At 39.3% G+C, this 16059-nt stretch carries 14 protein-coding genes and 3 tRNA genes; 10 read left to right on the top strand and 7 right to left on the bottom strand.

What is annotated here, in order from left to right; all coding sequences use genetic code 11:
* Window positions 1–23 precede the first annotated feature (23 nt).
* A complete protein-coding gene (locus C3F34_RS12350; RefSeq protein ID WP_016166892.1) occupies window positions 24–1352 on the top strand; it encodes a hemolysin family protein in 1329 nt (442 codons plus the stop codon).
* A 642-nt stretch (window positions 1353–1994) separates the two neighbouring features.
* On the opposite strand, the gene C3F34_RS12345 is transcribed toward C3F34_RS12350, so the two are convergent.
* The 3 genes from C3F34_RS12345 to C3F34_RS12335 all read right to left on the bottom strand — a co-directional run bounded on the left by C3F34_RS12345 (window position 1995) and on the right by C3F34_RS12335 (window position 4986).
* A complete protein-coding gene (locus tag C3F34_RS12345; protein ID WP_044739940.1) occupies window positions 1995–2501 on the bottom strand; it encodes a hypothetical protein in 507 nt (168 codons plus the stop codon).
* Window positions 2502–2661: 160 nt separating this feature from the next.
* Window positions 2662–3654, bottom strand: coding sequence for an NAD(P)H-quinone oxidoreductase (locus C3F34_RS12340; protein ID WP_104441714.1), 993 nt, complete (start codon window positions 3652–3654; stop codon window positions 2662–2664).
* Between the two features lie 150 nt (window positions 3655–3804).
* Entirely contained in the window at window positions 3805–4986 is a 1182-nt protein-coding gene (locus C3F34_RS12335) for a S1C family serine protease (protein WP_044739938.1), read from the bottom strand.
* A 167-nt stretch (window positions 4987–5153) separates the two neighbouring features.
* Between C3F34_RS12335 and C3F34_RS12330 the strand changes: the two genes are divergently transcribed.
* The 8 genes from C3F34_RS12330 to C3F34_RS12295 all read left to right on the top strand — a co-directional run bounded on the left by C3F34_RS12330 (window position 5154) and on the right by C3F34_RS12295 (window position 9003).
* Window positions 5154–5912 (top strand): Nif3-like dinuclear metal center hexameric protein, encoded by a 759-nt coding sequence (locus tag C3F34_RS12330; protein ID WP_104441713.1) that lies wholly within the window; start codon window positions 5154–5156, stop codon window positions 5910–5912.
* A gap of 198 nt (window positions 5913–6110) precedes the next feature.
* Window positions 6111–6737, top strand: a complete 627-nt coding sequence (locus C3F34_RS12325) for a superoxide dismutase (RefSeq protein WP_016166897.1) — start codon at window positions 6111–6113, stop codon at window positions 6735–6737.
* Between the two features lie 147 nt (window positions 6738–6884).
* Window positions 6885–6960 (top strand) — tRNA-Asn (locus tag C3F34_RS12320).
* A gap of 4 nt (window positions 6961–6964) precedes the next feature.
* A tRNA-Asn gene (locus tag C3F34_RS12315) sits at window positions 6965–7040 on the top strand.
* A gap of 132 nt (window positions 7041–7172) precedes the next feature.
* Window positions 7173–7478, top strand: a complete 306-nt coding sequence (locus C3F34_RS12310) for a hypothetical protein (RefSeq protein ID WP_016166898.1) — start codon at window positions 7173–7175, stop codon at window positions 7476–7478.
* Window positions 7479–7577: 99 nt separating this feature from the next.
* Window positions 7578–7653: transfer RNA gene (locus tag C3F34_RS12305), tRNA-Asn, on the top strand.
* 52 nt (window positions 7654–7705) lie between these two features.
* Window positions 7706–8149 carry a DUF2726 domain-containing protein gene (locus tag C3F34_RS12300; RefSeq protein WP_044737381.1) on the top strand — a complete coding sequence of 148 codons (444 nt, stop codon included), beginning with the start codon at window positions 7706–7708 and terminating at the stop codon, window positions 8147–8149.
* Window positions 8150–8373: 224 nt separating this feature from the next.
* Window positions 8374–9003 (top strand): response regulator transcription factor, encoded by a 630-nt coding sequence (locus tag C3F34_RS12295; RefSeq protein WP_044737382.1) that lies wholly within the window; start codon window positions 8374–8376, stop codon window positions 9001–9003.
* Window positions 9004–9037: 34 nt separating this feature from the next.
* Here the strand turns inward: C3F34_RS12295 and ppk1 are convergent, their stop codons facing one another.
* Window positions 9038–11119 (bottom strand): polyphosphate kinase 1, encoded by a 2082-nt coding sequence (ppk1, locus tag C3F34_RS12290; RefSeq protein WP_104441712.1) that lies wholly within the window; start codon window positions 11117–11119, stop codon window positions 9038–9040.
* 131 nt (window positions 11120–11250) lie between these two features.
* The gene (gene mtgA, locus C3F34_RS12285) at window positions 11251–11925 is read right to left on the bottom strand and encodes a monofunctional biosynthetic peptidoglycan transglycosylase (protein WP_104441711.1); all 675 of its coding nucleotides are present in this window, start codon (window positions 11923–11925) and stop codon (window positions 11251–11253) included.
* 78 nt (window positions 11926–12003) lie between these two features.
* On the opposite strand from mtgA, the gene C3F34_RS12280 reads away from it, so the two are divergent.
* Entirely contained in the window at window positions 12004–12822 is an 819-nt protein-coding gene (locus C3F34_RS12280) for a rhomboid family intramembrane serine protease (RefSeq protein ID WP_104441710.1), read from the top strand.
* 17 nt (window positions 12823–12839) lie between these two features.
* On the opposite strand, the gene C3F34_RS12275 is transcribed toward C3F34_RS12280, so the two are convergent.
* Window positions 12840–15317: an ABC transporter permease gene (locus C3F34_RS12275; protein WP_104441709.1), complete on the bottom strand. Its 2478-nt coding sequence runs from the start codon at window positions 15315–15317 to the stop codon at window positions 12840–12842.
* On the bottom strand, window positions 15314–16018 hold the full coding sequence (locus tag C3F34_RS12270) for an ABC transporter ATP-binding protein (RefSeq protein ID WP_104441708.1): 705 nt from the start codon (window positions 16016–16018) through the stop codon (window positions 15314–15316). Before C3F34_RS12270 ends, C3F34_RS12275 begins: the two co-directional genes overlap by 4 nt.
* Window positions 16019–16059 lie beyond the last annotated feature (41 nt).

Below are 16059 nucleotides of genomic sequence, written 5' to 3'. Positions count from 1 at the left end.
ATGATGATCCGCAGGTGGATTTCGTGAGTCTGTTCCAGAATATTATAATCATTGCCCTTCTGATTGCGGGAGCGGGATTTCTGTCTCTGACAGAAATTGCACTTGCAGGTGCGCGCAAAGTCAAATTAAAAATTCTGGCTGAAGCAGGCGAAGAACGAGCACAGAAAGTTTTAGACTTACAGGAAAATTCTGCTGACTTTTTTGCAGCGTCTCAAATTGGTCTAAATGCAGTCGCGATTTTGGGTGGTATTTTAGGTGAAGGGGCTTTTCGACCTTATTTTCTAAATTTTGTTTCGCGTTTTTACTCTGGTGCTTGGGCAGAGAGCATCAGTTTTGCACTTTCATTTACCTTAGTCACATCATTATTCATCTTATTTGCCGATTTAATGCCAAAACGTTTGGCGATGATTGCACCTGAAAAAATCTCCATAGCAGTCATTAATCCAATTCAAGTTTTTATTAAAGTTTGCAAACCTTTGGCTTGGATCATTAATACCCTTGCAAATCTGCTCTTCCGCTTATTTAAGGTGAATACCATCCGTGATGACAACATTACCTTTGATGATATTTCTGCGGTCATGGATGCAGGCGCACAAGCAGGTGTATTATTAAAGCAAGAACATCACTTTATTGAAAATGTACTTGAACTTGAAGAACGCAATGTCCCATCAAGTATGACTACACGTGAAAATGTCATTTACTTTACCTTAAATGAAGCAGAAGACAGTATTCGACAAAAACTGGCTGAATACCCATATTCCAAATTTCTCGTTTGTAATGAAAATATTGATCAAGTGATTGGTTATGTCGATGCCAAAGATATTTTGGTGCGCATCCTCAATAACCAAAAAATTAATCAACTCAATGAATCGACCATTCGTAATGTGCTCACTATTCCAGATACCTTAACGCTTTCTGAAGTACTTGATCGATTCCGTGCGAGTAAGGAGAAATTTGCGGTTGTTATTAATGAATATGCATTGGTCGTCGGTGTCATTACCCTCTCTGATATTATGATTACAGTCATGGGTGACTGGGTTACCCCGATTGAAGCAGAGCAACAAATTATTAAGCGCGATGATAATTCATGGTTGATTGATGGCAGCACCCCCATTGAGGATATGAAACATGCTCTCGAAATTGATGAAATGCCTGATGAAGAAAACTACGAAACACTCGCTGGCTTTATGATGTACCGCTTACGTAAAATTCCACGCCCTGCGGATGTCGTAATTTTTGGTGGTTATAAATTTGAAGTGGTGGATGTAGACCATTTTAAGATCGACCAGTTGTTAGTGACTCGCTTGCTTCCAGAACCGAAAGATGCAAGTGACACAGAACCACAAGAATAAGTGCTAGCTGTTCTTCATAGCTAAAGCCTTACAAACCCTGTAAGGCTTTTTTACATTCATTCAATACTCGTCCATAGCAATTTTGCTCCTAGACATATTGGATAAATATATTTTATTGAATAGAAAAAAGAATGGGGTTGTTAAAAATATTTAAAAATCAGCATGATTTAAATACGACTGATTTCACTTCAATATTAAATAAAGCGAACACACTCAAAGATGATTGCCTAGAACTATGGGACACCATTTGATTCCAATCCATGCAATCACTAATACACCTTTACCTTTTGATGTCAAAAGGATGCATTCTATTTTGGCGTCTTGCACACACTGTCGGAAGCTATTAGGTATATGGTATTAGCTTTGTGGAAATGGGCGTGTTTGACAATTGCTGGACAATTAATATATCTCTTGCCACCTTTAGTCCTATCAACTTATTTATTGTGTGGGCTAGCAGTAATCCATTTTGGTGAACACTAAAAATTCACAATCAAGGGAGCTGTTATTATTTGCTTTCTGATGTTGGTCACCGCTGTAATTTTTGAAATATTTCCACTTTATTTAATACTGGCATTAAAACTTCCCCCCAAAAAAAAGAGCAACTCATGGTGCTCTTTTTTATTTTTAAGGCTTATTAAAAGATTAATACTTTTCTAATAAAGCCTCTAAAACAGCTTGATAGTGGATCAAAATATCATCTTCTAAAATTTTGTATGCATTGTCGAACTGCACCATTGGCCAACCTTGCTTCCAGAAAGGGAAAATATTGTGTAAATCTTCGGTAACCGTAGCATCTTCACGAGTAATCGCTTGCGCAATTTGAGCCAGAACTTGTGCAGTTTCGGCACCATCAATCGCTAAATAATCAATCCCTTGCGCTTTTAAAATACGAATACGGTCTTTTTTATAGCGAATTTTTTTCGCTTGAGTCGAATTCAAATGTAACGCCAAAGTTACCGCTTCAACGAATTTCTCTTCAAAAGATTGATGTAATGCTACTAAAGCCTGTTTATGTGCTTCCTGACGTCCAGCCTTGCCTCCATCACGAATGATTTGATTGGCTTCAACATTGAGCTTATCGTTTTTCATAGACTTTAAGATGTCTAAAATTTCGATATCACTTAATTGCTCAGGAGATTGTTCAGTCATGCACTGCTCATTTACATTAAAAGGAATCTAGTATTCTCTCATATTTCCAACATAAAGAGCAGTCTTAACTTGATGTGTAGCCATGCAACATGAGGAGAAGCTTCAATATATGCGCATTACACAATATTCAAGCTCACTTCACGATCAATCATGCTCTTGATTAAATGACTTCAACCACGATTTTACCAATATGCTCACCTGTATCCATAGCACGATGTGCATCTTGAATTTGGTCAAACTTAAAAGTTTTGTAAATCATCGGAACGCATTGACCTTGCTCCAACAACGGCCAAACATGCTCTTGTAAACCTTGGCTAATCTCTGCTTTCTCAGCCGTATTTCGCGCACGCATAGTTGAACCAGTAATGGTCAAACGCTTCATCATAATTTGACCAAGCTTGACCTCTTTGGCTTTTGCTCCACCAAGGAAGGCGATATAAACCAACCGACCGTCTTTACGCAATAAATTCAAGTTTTGTTCAAGATAAGGTGCACCCACAATATCTAAAATGACATCAACCCCTGCCTGATCGGTCTTTTCTAAAATATAACTTTCAAAATTATGTGTTTTATAATTAATTGCATCCGTTAAGTGAGCAATGGCATGAACTTTTTCATCCGAACCAGCGGTTGCAAAGGTCTTCAGACCCAGTGCATTACACAACATTAATGCTGTGGTCCCAATTCCGCTAGTGCCACCATGAATGAGTACTGTTTCTCCTGCTTTAGCTTTCCCCATTTGAAACACGTTAGCCCATACGGTAAAAAATGTTTCTGGAATTGCGGCAGCCTGTACATAACTTAGGCCAGTTGGAATATTTAAAGTTTGGCTTTCAGGCACAACACAATATTCAGCATAACCACCACCATTGGTTAAACCACACACCTGATCACCAACTTTAAACTTTTGAACATCCGATCCAACTGCAACAACTTCACCAGCAACTTCTAAACCTGGCACAGGGGTCACGCCTTTCGGCATTGGGTATAAACCTTGACGCTGCAAAATATCTGGTCGATTCAATCCAAAAGCATGGACTTGCACTAAAACCTCATCGGCTTTAGGTTCTGGCACTGTAGTTTGCTCAATGGCTAATTTTTCTGGTCCACCTACTTCGGTAATCACGACCTGATGCATCATTGGATTTGTCATGGTGTTTCCCTATATTGCTTTATATTCTCACGCTGTATTTGACCATAAATGAATAAACGAATGAAGTAAAACGTCCTTATCAATTCGCCTAAGTAAGTTTACCCTAGGCCTAAAAAAAGCCCCTTTTTCAGGAGCTTTTTTTTAGAACATTTATCTTTGCGGTAATGGAATATATTGCGAATCAGAATTCTGAACTTTGCGCTCCCCAACCACTACATCCAGAGTTAATGGCTTACCAGCACGTTCAACTTGAATTTTGATAGTACTATTTGGGGCTTGCAATGCTACATAATTAATCAAATGCGATGCCGAGGTAATTTTTTCCTCATTCACTTGAGTAATTTTATCGCCTTTTAATAATCCTGCTTGAGCTGCAGGTCCATTTTTCAGAACGTCTGCAACCACCACACCTGCCTGTTTCGGTGCCATAATGTTTTCTTGCTGTACAGGCATTAAGCTAATACCTAACCAACCACGAACCACACGTCCATCTTTCAAAATTGAATTAAGCACTTGCTGACAGACTTTTGCTGGAATCGCAAAACCAATACCCAATGAGCCACCTGATTGTGAGAAAATAGCAGTATTGACCCCAATCAAGTTACCTGCCACATCAATCAAAGCCCCACCTGAGTTACCAGGATTAATTGCCGCATCAGTTTGAATAAAGTCTTCATAAGTATTAATGCCTAAATCTGAACGCCCTGTTGCAGAGATAATCCCTTGCGTTACAGTTTGACCAACACCAAATGGGTTACCAATAGCTAGTACAACATCCCCCACTTCATTACCACTCAGCTTAAAAGGTAATACAGGCAGTTTATCCAGCTCAATTTTAATCACAGCTAAATCAGTATCAGGATCTGTCCCAATAATTTTAGCAGCAGCACGTCGACCATCTTGAAGTGCAACAATAATTTGATCGGCCTGAGAGATAACATGATTATTAGTTAAAATATAACCATCCGGACGGACAATCACCCCAGAACCCAGACTATTTTCATTTTGTTCAGGATTTAATTGTTCTGGAAGTTGATTACCAAAAAACTCTCTGAATGCTGGGTCATTCATGAGTGGGTGATCAAGTTGCTTAACTTTCTGTGTGGTAAAAATATTGACTACCGCAGGTGCAGCAACTTTTACCGCTGCACTATAAGACACTACCCCACCCGTTCTGGATGTATCAATCAACGGTTCAACTTTTTCAGCAGGCATTTTTACGCCATCAGGTGCAACTGGCGCTTTTGGTTTTTGGTATTGTTGCCATGCAATAAAACCAATAATCACAATAATGAGTAACACCCAAGGTAACCATGTAAAGGTCCGGCGCACGTTTCTATCCTCTTAAAATATTTTAATTTCTTAATAACGAAGAATTTATGCTTATTGTAAAGGCAAATACAGTTCGATACACAAAATTCATGCAAGAGTTTTGTGATGCTTTAGTTACAATTTAAAGTATATTTTGATGATATTAATTCGTAACTTAAGAGACTTTTATGGCAACTCTGCAAGAAATTCTGCAATGGTGTAATGACACTTTAAAAACCCAAGAATTTAAAGACTATGCGCCCAATGGTTTACAAATTGAAGGATGCTCTGAAGTTAAAAAAATTCTCTGCGCAGTCACTGCTTCTCAAGAGGCAATTGATGCTGCGATTGCACAGCAAGCTGATCTACTTTTAGTGCATCATGGTTACTTTTGGAAAGGCGAACCCTACCCAATTACAGGAATGCGTGGAGATCGTATTAAGAAGCTGATCCGCAACGATATTTCATTAGTCGCTTATCACCTCCCTTTAGATTCACACCCAATACTCGGCAATAATGCTGCAATTGCTGAAATTTTAGAATTGGAAAATATTGAGGCTTTAGATCCTTCGGAACGTCACCCTATTGGCAACATAGGTTATTTAAAACAAGCAATTTCTCCAGAGTCTTTTAAACAAATCCTCACAGAACGTTTAGGCTTTAACACTATTCATTTAAATGCGAATAAGAAAACCATTCAGAAAGTGGGTTTCTGTACAGGCGCTGCACAAGACTTTATTAGCAAAGCTGCCGATCAACTTTGTGATGCCTACATATCTGGAGAAGTGAGTGAACGAACGTATTATGAAGCGAAGGAATTGGATGTTCATTATTACGCTTGCGGACATCATGCGACTGAACGCTATGGTGTACAACGCCTAGGACAAGCTGTTTCACAACAGTTCAATCTTGAGTATAGTTATTTCGAATTAAACAATCCGATTTAATTTGGGCTTAGCAAATTTTCCTTACTTAAAATATGGATTTAAAGCAGTATGATTAGATTTATAGTATTTTTTATATACGTATAAATTCGAGCGTTATTCTGTATTGTTATTTAAAAGTATTGCGCAAATTTAGCCTAGAATCCTTTACAATAGTGCCACTTAATGTCAAAACCCAGCAAAATGCAAGGAATTGAAATCATGACAACGATCACTTTACCAGCACTTCCATATGGCTATGAAGATCTTGCTCCTCATATCAGCAAAGAAACTTTAGAATACCATCACGACAAACACCACAATACTTATGTTGTTAACTTAAACAACTTAATCAAAGGCACTGACCTTGAAGGTAAAACTTTAGAAGAAATCATCAAAGCTTCTGCTGGTGATGCAGCTAAAGTAGGTGTTTTCAACAATGCAGCTCAGGTTTGGAACCACACGTTCTACTGGAACTGTATGGCTAAAAACGGTGGCGGTAAAGCGACTGGCGCATTAGCAGCAAAAATTGATGAAACTTTTGGTTCATATGAAAAATTTGCTGAAGAGTTTGCTGCTGCAGCTACAACTCAGTTCGGTTCTGGCTGGGCTTGGTTAGTTGCTGACGAAGTAAATGGCGCGCTTTCTATCATGAAAACTTCAAATGCAGATACTCCACTTGCTCACGGTAAAGTTGCAGTATTAACAATTGACGTTTGGGAACATGCTTACTACATCGATTTCCGCAATGCTCGTCCTAAATACATCACAACTTTCTTAGAAAGCCTAGTGAACTGGGACTATGCAAACGCGAAATATGCTGGTCAAGCAGCTGGTGTTGAAAAATAATTTTTATTTTTCTGCATAAAAAATCACCCTTTACGGGTGATTTTTTTGTTTTTGGGCTTTAACTGCATAATTATAAATCAAATAAAACAATTATCTTCATGAACGGGTTGACGACACCTACTTTCCTCCCTAAAATGCGCATCAGATTCTCCAATAGCTCAGTCGGTAGAGCGACGGACTGTTAATCCGCAGGTCCCTGGTTCGAGCCCAGGTTGGAGAGCCACTATTCTTCCATAGCTCAGTCGGTAGAGCGACGGACTGTTAATCCGCAGGTCCCTGGTTCGAGCCCAGGTGGAAGAGCCAAGATTCTAAAAAACCCACACATTATGTAGTGGGTTTTTTATTGCCTATATTTTAGAATCAATCTAATAGCAATTTGTATTTCGATTGCATTTTGAATATCTTCACTACATAACAACGGTATAGAGAATAAGAATGAATCTGCCTTGGCTAAAATCCCTGATTTTTTGGATTATTATCATTGTGGTTATTTTTGCGGCCTTTCAATGCACGCAAAAGTCTGAAAATAATAAGTCCGCTTCTGCCCTCATGTATGAACGCTTATATCAATGTAGCCGTGATTTAGCTGGGAAAAACCCTAGCGTCTTAACCGCTATTCAAAAACAAATTCATACCAATATGACTCAACAAGAACTCATGCAATTAATCAATTCATGTCGCCAAGCCAATCCGCTCAAAACGCAAGCCACTTATATTGAAGCAATACAGCATATTAAATAATCTTTTTGTCTATTTTTAATTCATTTAACTGAAAATATTGGAATTTTTTAACTTTTTACTTGACCTCTTAGACTTAGCCCCCTAAAATGCGTTCCAGATTCTCCAATAGCTCAGTCGGTAGAGCGACGGACTGTTAATCCGCAGGTCCCTGGTTCGAGCCCAGGTTGGAGAGCCAAGATTCTAAAGACCCACTCACTTTGTAGTGGGTTTTTTATTGAGTTCAATTTGTGTTTACATCCATTCAAACGCTGTTTTTTATTATTGGCTGTCTGGCAAGTTCTGTTTTGCTTTTGATGCTATTGCAACATTTATTTTGGAAACGTCAGCAATTTTATAAAAAGCCCCTCATTACAGCCTTTGAACAGAAAATGTTTATTCGTCTGAATGAAGCACTGCCTGAACATCATATTTTGGCACAAGTTGCCTTTAGCGCCCTCATTACCAGCAACCATTTCAAAATACGTCAACAATTCAATCGAAAGGTCACAGATTTTGTGGTGTTGAATCGTGAGATGAGAGTCATTGCAATTGTTGAATTGGATGACCCAAGTCATATTGGTAAAGAAGATGAAGACCAGCAACGCGACGCCATGCTTACCGAAGCGGGTTACACGGTATTTCGTTATACTTCTATACCTAGTGCACGTGAACTACGTAAAGATTTACTTTAATTGTCTTAAATAATAATATTGATGAACATTTACCCTAAAAAGAATCTCAACAAATTACCTAAAATTCACAACAAAATTAAAACCATTTTCAATTAATTTTTATTCAACAAATACTTACACTAGCAGCAGAGATAAAAAATCCCAATTTACAGGTATAGAACATTTTTGGCATTTAGAACACAGTCAAAAGATAATTGGATGCTCAAGTTTAGGACAACAAAATAGTGAATGAGCTTTTACTCCCAGCACCAGTATTAATTCTCTCAGAAGAAATAAATTTAGACCTTCGCCTTAAAATATTATTGATGGAGTTAGGCTACCCTGCGCACTTAATTCACTCTACACCCTATCTAGATGATGCCCTTGAAATCTATCGCTTGCATTTGCCCAACATTGCCCTGATTGATCTGAATTTTACTCAAGTACATTTACACGATTTAATACGTTCACTAAAAGCTTACCATCCTTATGTGATTATTATTTTGATGGCACCACAAGGACAAACCGAGCAAATTTTCCGTGGCATTCAGTCGGGTGCACATGGTTACTTTTTTATAGAACAGACTGACCGAGAAATTTTACAGCAGATCAGAACAATTTTAAGAGGCGGTGCCACCTTACACAGTGAGTTGGCACAGCATATTCTTAATGCGCAAACTCAAAACCAAGCTCGGCAATTCATTAACCAATTTAAAGAAACACCAAATCAATTATTCAGTGATATAGAGTTAGAAATTCTATCTTTACTTGCTAAGCAGCTCAATACTCGAGAAATCGCACATCAACTCGGAATTCCGCTTTACAGCGTAGAAGGACGGATCAAATCGATTTACCGACATTTAACCCATAAATAAGAAAGAGCCTACTTGAGGCTCTTTCTTTTGACTGCTATTTAATAATTTCTAACAAAGTACGTTGGGCATTATGTGGTTCTTCCCCTTCGGCGACTTGAGCACGTACCCATGAACCATCCCCTTTTAATAACCATGCTTGCTGATTATCTTTTAGATAGTTGAGTAACCCTTGTTGATAAATCCGCTTTTTCAATGCAGGGTCTTCAATTGGGAAACATGCTTCAACACGGTTAAACAAGTTACGATCCATCCAATCCGCACTCGAACAATACACATGCGGATTACCATTATTACTAAAATAGTAAACACGTGTATGTTCCAAGAAGCGTCCTACAATAGACCGCACACGAATATTTTCAGACAAGCCTGGTAACCCTGGACGCAAGCAACAAATTGAACGAATAATCAGGTCTATTTGAACACCAGCCTGTGAAGCCTCATACAATTTATTAATCAATTGCACTTCCGTTAGCGCATTCACTTTCACAATAATCTGTGCAGGTTTTCCTGCTTTGGCATTGGCAATTTCATCGTCAATAAAATTGATTAATTGCGCATGTAGCGTAAATGGTGCATGCAAAAGTTTTTTCAACTTTGCCATTTTGCCCATACCTGTCAACTCTTGGAAAATGCGATGTACATCTTCACACAGTTCTTTGTCTGTTGTGAGTAAACCATAGTCGGTATAAATACGGGCATTACCCGCATGGTAATTTCCTGTACCTAAATGGACATAGCGTACCAATTTATTATTTTCACGGCGGACGACTAAAATCATTTTGGCATGTGTCTTATACCCGACAATACCATATACCACCACAGCACCTGCTTCTTGTAAAACATTGGCCACTGCAATATTCGACTCTTCATCAAAACGAGCACGTAACTCAATCACCGCGGTGACTTCTTTACCATTCCGCGCTGCCTCTGCCAAGACTTGTACAATCTCAGAATCGGCTCCACTTCGGTACAACGTTTGCTTAATCGCTAGAACTTGTGGATCTCGTGCAGCTTCACGCAAAAAGTTAATGACTGGAGCAAAGGATTCAAACGGATGGTGCAATAAAATATCTTGCTTTTGCATCGCTGAAAAAATGTTTTCAGCTTTTTTCAATACTTTTGGAATCACAGGTGTATGTGAATCATAGCGCAAATGTGGACGCTTAAAATTTGACAACAATCGTGCCAAATTTACTGGACCATCCACTTTATACAACTGCTCTTCTTCTAAATCGAATTCATCCAGCAAGTAGTCATAAATATGTTTAGGACAGTTTTCGGTCACTTCCAAGCGTACCGCACGACCAAAACGACGTGAATTTAGCTCACCTTTTAACGCTTTCGCTAAATCTTCGACATCTTCATTTAAAGCCAAGTCCGCATTCCGCGTTACACGGAACTGATAACAGCCCGTCGCAGTCATTCCAGGGAATAAGTCAGAAACATGCTCATGGATAATGGCAGATAACATGACATGGTGTTCTTTGCCGCCTGTCAATTCGTCGGGTAAACGTACAACTCGCGGCAATGAACGTGGTGCGGGTACAACAGCTAAATCAATTTGACGACCAAAGGCATCTTTACCTTCCAAAGTCACAATGAAATTCAAACTCTTGTTAACTAAACGTGGGAATGGATGTGCTGGGTCTAAACTAATCGGGGTTAATACAGGGGCAACCTGTTCTTGGAAATACTTTTTCACCCAAGAAGATTGGGCTGGGGTTAGCTCACCACGACGCAAGAAACAAATGTCTTCTTCACGTAACTTCGCTAAGATTTCTTCATTTAAAATACGGTATTGGCGTTCAATTGCAGCATGTGTTGTTTGAGAAATTTGATCCAAAACTTGTTTAGGGGTTAGACCATCGGGGGTATGACTTTCATTGTCCAAATCCAACTGTTCCAACATGCCCGCAACACGAATTTCAAAGAACTCATCTAAATTTCTTGAAAAAATCAGCAAGAAATTCATTCGTTCTAGCAATGGATGCAACGGATCGACAGCTTGCTCAAGAACACGTAAATGGAAATCTAAAATAGAAAGTTCACGATTAATAAATCGATCATTATAAGTATATTCAACTGGCTCTAATGGAGTCTGTGCCGCCGTATTCATAATCAACCCATGATTTTAAGACGTTATCTGTATAGTCATAAGTATGCTTCAATTTTGTGACATTTTCATAAAAAAAGCCCAAAATATTTTGGGCTTATAATGCTTTATGCTGATAGCTGAATTAGGTGGCCTTAAGGTATTTCACTATAACGCATATATTTGCGAATCATTTTTTTACGAATTTGGACTTTTCGATCATTCTGATGATCTTGATAATATTTGGGGTTGGGTAAAATTGCAGCTAAAAATGCTGCCTGATCACGCGTTAAACTTCGCGCACTTTTGCCAAAATAATGCTGTGTTGCTGCTTCTACGCCGTAAATATTTTCACCAAATTCTACCGAGTTTAAATAGACTTCAAGAATTCGCTGTTTCGACCACATACGCTCCATCATCCAAGTGGCGACAGCCTCTTGCCCTTTACGAATAAAAGAACGCTTATTGTATAAAAATAAGTTTTTCGCCAACTGCTGAGAAATAGTCGATCCGCCCGCAACCACTTTGCCTTTGTCTTGATTACGTTCTAAAGCGTATTGCATGCCTTCCCAGTCAAAACCATGATGGTGCATGAATTTTCCATCTTCAGAAGTGACCACAGCACGTTTTACATAATCGCTAATTTCATCATAATCCCGCCATGAGTGCTGAATTGGTTTTGATGGTTCAGACCAGTAATCTAGACGCATGAACATGGTCGTTTCGACTGGATGTGTACGCCACCACAGCAAACTGCTAAATATCCATAGCTGTACAAGTAGAATAAAACTGACAATGACTAACAAAGTTCGAACAAAAAAAGCTTTCATGTCAGTAAGTTGCTCCAAATATTTTCATTCTTTCGTGCTAAGCTTGGTCAAAATATAGATTCAAAGTCAAACAATAGCATGTCTCATTCAACACCCCATTGGCTTCCAAGCAAACTGAATATGCAAGATTGGTGGCTCACAACCCTTTTCATTGCGGTCAATGTCGGGTTATTTCTCTGGCAAATTTTCTCTGGAGTCAATGTCAGTGATCCAAGCCTACCAGATGCCATACGCTGGGGAGCTGATTATGCACCTTTAACCTTTTTAGAGGAACCCATCCGCCTATTCACGAGCATGTTTTTTCATTTTGGACTTATTCATTTAATGTTAAACATGTGGGCATTGTATATTTTTGGCAGTGTCGCAGAAAAACTCTTTGGTCGTTTTTATTATTTCATGCTCTATCTTGCAGCAGGATTAATGGGCAGTCTCTTTAGTGGTTATTTGGCAATACATGACACAGTAAATATGTTGAATCAGCAGGTAATTGATCCCTCTTTACTGCCACATGTCAGCGCTGGTGCTTCTGGTGCTGTGATGGGCTTAGGTGGTGCTTTAACCTTACTTTCTCTCTTTCCTGTTCTACCACAACAACGCTTTATTCTAGATAAAAAGACCTTAATTATGGTCATGGGCATTAACTTGGTGATTGGACTCACGATCTCTGGAATTAATAATGCTGCGCATGTTGGCGGAATGCTGATGGGCGCAGTCCTTGCAGGTATTTGGTATCTGTGCCAAAAGTCGCAAAAACCTGCCCTAAGCTTCATTTTGGGTACAACTGTAGCTATCGTGAGCTGCTGGTTTCTATACCAGTATTGCCTGCAACAAGTTCAACTGATTCAACCAATTTGGGCTGAATTATTACAGGCTATGCGTCAACGCTATCATTTTTAAAGACAGAAAGATGAATCTTAAGATTGATTCATCTCTCTTAAACTTTGTAATGGTGGGATATCACAGAGATAACTCAAACGATAACGCCCAATCAATGCGCATAACACCATCATATTCACAGGTAGAATCAACCAGATTTCCCAATGGGCTTGAATACTTAGGTTCATTCGATAACTGGCAATCGCACTGATCAATTCGGCAAAGAAACAAGCCACAATACCTGCCAGCAACCCCATAAACCCAATTTCCAGTGTCAGCATATTTTTGAGCATACGTTTGGAGCTACCAAATGAACGAAGTAAAGCGACTTCCCTTTTCCGCTCATCCATCAATAAATTAAGACAGGCAATTAAGACCAAAATGCCTGCAAGGCTGACCAGTGCAGCCAGAATGGTGACAACTTGTATCAATACATTCATCAAGCGCTTAATTTCATCCAGTATTAAGCCCACATCAATAAAGACTGTATTACTAAATTGCTGAATTAATTGAATCAGTTTTGGCTTGTCTTGCTCTGGAACATAAAAGCTGCCCAAATAACTGCCTGCATTTTCATCCAAAGTTTGTGGAGAAAAAATAAAGAAAAAGTTCGGGCTAAAACTTTCCCATTCAACTTCTCTTAAATTGACTACTTTGGCATGTAGCATGCCTTCAGGCAAACTAAAGCTTAAGCGATCACCCACCTGTATACCCAATTCTGTCGCAGTTTTCGCTTCTACAGAAACCTCTCCGACATGCGTGAACTTTGCTTGTCCTTGTACAATTTTATTATCCGTTGGTAGGCTACTGCTTTGAGTTAGATTCAATTCACGACGCAATGAGTTATTTTCCTTAACCAATTGTTCCGAAAAAGGTTGTTCATTTTTTGCGACTAATCGACCACGAATATTGGGATATAAAGGCGTGCTGTTCCAGCCATGTGCCTGTAATTGCTGCTTGAATTGGGGTACATCAAATGGTGGCAAACCGTAAACAAATTGATTTGGCGTGCCTTGTGGCAACTGCTGTTGCCAACGCTCTAACAAATCAGTACGCAGGACAGCCAAAACAGTGATTAAACTCAAACCTAACGCCAATGCCGTAATCTGAAACGCAGTCTGATAAGGCACTTTAACATAAGCCGAAACTGCCATTTTTAAGCGTTTTAAAGCTTTTAAAACCAGCCAGACCAAAACATACAAAAGCACACTCAAGGCAATGATGCCACCAATCACCAAACTGGTCAGTAGCAAATTTTCGGTAAGAATGATACTAAAAATAAATAAACTCAGTGTACCCGACACTAAAGTCCACAAGAAAACACGCATAGATTGTGTTTGTTGACGAATTACACGGATTGGCGGGGTGTACATCAACTGCCATAAATTCGGCAGAATAAAACCTGTTAATACCACTGCACTGGTCAATATGGCAATCGGCAAAGGGCCTTTCAGCATTGCCCATGCAGAAAATTGTAGCTGCAAGTTCGGAATCAGTTGTAGCATGAGCTGTAATAAGCCATAACCCAATACAACACCAAGCAACACACCAATCAAAATCGCGATGCTCAACATAAATAATAAAAGATAAGCATAGACTTTTAAGATTTGGGCTTTGGAAGCCCCCATACAACGCAATAACGCAATATAGTCTTGATTTTGTTGTACATAGCGTTGACTGGTCAATGCAATCGCGATACCACACAGCAAAATAGTCAGAATATTCGCCAACTGTAAAAAGGTATCTAAATTCTCTATTGGGCGCATCAGACGAGTATTGCCTTCGGTGGCATTCCGCAGTTTCAACCCATTGGCATCTTCTGCATTAATTCCCGTGACATTCTTTGTCGTTTTCTGTTGTTGTTTGAATTTTGTTTGAAACTGTTGAATATTATTCGTATCGCCCGCCATCAATAGACGGTAATCAATTCGACTGCCGACTTGAATAGCATTTGTTCGTGCAATATCTTGTTGTGCAATCATCACTGTCGGTGAAAAACCTGAAAAGCCAAGCTCCTGATTGGAGTCATGTTGAATCTTTGCAGTGACTTTAAACGTACCATCTGCAATTTGAATTTGGTCTCCCAACTTTACCCGTAATAAGTCCATCACTCGTGGACTTAACCAAACTTCACCACTTTGAATAGGGCGATGTAGCTCGGGTTGTAACTGAAGCTTCCCCCGCAGCGGGAAATGTGCATCAACCGCTTTCACATTCACCATGACAAATTGGTCTTGAGTATGTGCCATAGAGTTAAATACAGTGACTTGCGACTGTTTTAAGTGTTGGGCTGTCGCCAGATCTTTCCAACGTTGTTCAATTTCCGACTGATCTGACAACACTAAATCTGCCGCCATCAGCTCTGCGGCTTGTAAAGTCACCGCATTCTGGATTTGCTCATTACTAAATTTCAGTGCAGTCGTTACACTAATCGCCAGTACCAAAGCAATAATCAGCAAATACATCCCACTACTTTTCAGACTTTGCTGCAATAAAGGTCGAAATAGAGCACTCATACGTGATCACCACCCTGCACGTGTTCATGCAACTGACCTTCAAATAAATGGAGATGACGTTGGCATTGTCTTGCCAATTTCAAATCATGAGTAACCAGTACCAAGGTGGTGCCTAGTTCCTGATTTAAAGCAAACAGTAACTGCTCAATCTCTTTGGCTGTTTGACTATCTAAATTACCTGTAGGTTCATCTGCAAAAATAATTTTAGGTTGGCTAATTAAAGCACGTGCAATCGCCACACGCTGTTGTTCCCCACCAGAAAGTACTTTTGGCGTTTGCTCTGCCTGTCGCTCTAATCCGACCTTTTTAAGTAGCTCTAAAGCACGGTGTTCTGCCTCTGCATATTGAAAATTAGCGTGCAAACGCAAAGGTAACATGACATTTTCTAATGCGGTTAAGTGAGGCAAAAGTTGAAAAGATTGAAAAACAAAACCAATATATTTCAAACGGACAAGTGCTCGCTGCTCTTCATTAAGCGCTGAAATATTTTCTCCACAAACGGTTAATTCACCACCACTGGCTTGATCTAAAGTAGCCAAAATTCCCAATAGAGTTGACTTACCAGAACCCGAACGCCCTGTAATGGCAATTTGTTCACCTTCCATAATATCGAGATTTAGATTTTCAAAAATTGAGAGACTTTTATCTGCAAGTTGTATTTTTTGTGTCAAATTCTGGGCAGAAATTACGGCTTGTGGCATGATGAATCTCTCTTCTATTGTGCTCAGGTTTTCGTCAGTTA

Source organism: Acinetobacter sp. ACNIH2 (assembly GCF_002934965.1).
In the GTDB taxonomy this organism is placed as follows: Bacteria; Pseudomonadota; Gammaproteobacteria; order Pseudomonadales; family Moraxellaceae; genus Acinetobacter; species Acinetobacter tandoii.
This window is presented reverse-complemented; position numbering and strand designations above follow the sequence as displayed.